The 1,326-nt window shown below is 49.6% G+C and carries 1 protein-coding gene; it reads right to left on the bottom strand.

The window, feature by feature from the left end; genetic code table 11:
* Positions 1–1,326 (bottom strand): FapA family protein (locus tag BZG79_RS15655; RefSeq protein WP_077774870.1); only part of this gene is annotated, 1,326 nt, incomplete at both ends.

The raw sequence follows: 1,326 nt of genomic DNA, 5'->3' as shown, positions 1-1,326 counted from the left end.
CTCCAATGGTGCAGTGTACACGATTTAGCAGTGATTTAGTGGCGGTGATACTGGCTGCACGATAGGACGCTTCTATCGTGGTATCTGTTTCCTCTATCGCCTTCTCAATTTCATCAAGCGCTTCAAATAAGTTATCTCTTGTTGAGGTAATGCGCTCGACCATCGCCGCATCACGTTTGGCGGGTGGTAACGCTTCTAGCTTCGCTTCCGCCGCTTTTACTTTATCGAGTTGCGCCGTTTTGTCTTCCCAATCTTTATTCAGTTCAACCATTTGCCGCTTGAGAAGAGGTAACCTCGGAAAACAATGGATATAGGTATGTGCCCCCGCACTGGCCCCCACAATGACCGCCTGAAGCTTTTCACCGACTTCATGTTTCCCACCTGCCAGTGTACCTTTACGCTTCGTGGTGTCACTTATCGTAAGCGACTGCCCCACTTGCGTATTACAATGCATCGCATGCAAGGTCAGCTCGACGTTTTTGTTTGCGCACAAGGTCGCGTATTGAGCAAATTTCGCCACTATGTTGCCATCAGCCACTAAGATGCAGTTGATGTCTGAGTCCGCAGCAACTTGTCGACCAATAATACCGTTCTGAACAATAATATCAGCTCCCGCGGTAATCGTGGCAGACTCAACCACACCGCCGACTGTCACCGTCCCCGACGCTGTCACTTTCATGCCGACTTCAACATCGCCTTTAATGACGACGCTGCCTTCAAAATTGACATGACCGGTGCCTACATCGACAACATCTAAACTCAGCGCATCGTCAACTGCAACGCCGTCATTTTGCAAACGCGGGATACCTGCCATGGTCGCAATAAGAATATTAGGATCTTTATTACTGAATGCGCTGCCCTCGTGGGCCGCTAATGTCATCGGTTTACCTGWTGACGTTGAGAGCACTGAACCGGTTACGGTAAAGCCTTCATAGCCTGCCGTTTCGGGCACGAGTTTTGCGAGAGGTTGACCTTGCTTCACCATGACCATTTCACCGAGATCGCGCATGTCTACCGTCCCATCTTCTCGCTCTCTTGGACGACGAACGCGATCGGCGGGGTCTTCTATTAAGTAGACAATGTGCGCATCTTCTCCTGCCACTGGCTGTCGACCAAAGGCTACGGGCACATCCAGATATTCACCGGGTTTTAATCGTCCAGAAGCAGACAACAGTTTTTGTAAGGTTGGTTTTTTGATACCACGAACAATATTTGCTTCACGCAGTGTCGACAGAATATCATCACCTTTAAGACCTCGCCCACCACACGCCCCATTAACGATAAGATAGGCCGTCATCTTATCATCTGCGATACGGGCTTCTATTG

The organism is Salinivibrio sp. MA427 (assembly GCF_001996115.1).
In the GTDB taxonomy this organism is placed as follows: domain Bacteria; phylum Pseudomonadota; class Gammaproteobacteria; order Enterobacterales; family Vibrionaceae; genus Salinivibrio; species Salinivibrio costicola.
Note: the sequence above shows the minus strand (reverse complement) of the source record. Positions and strands in the feature narration are given on the sequence as shown.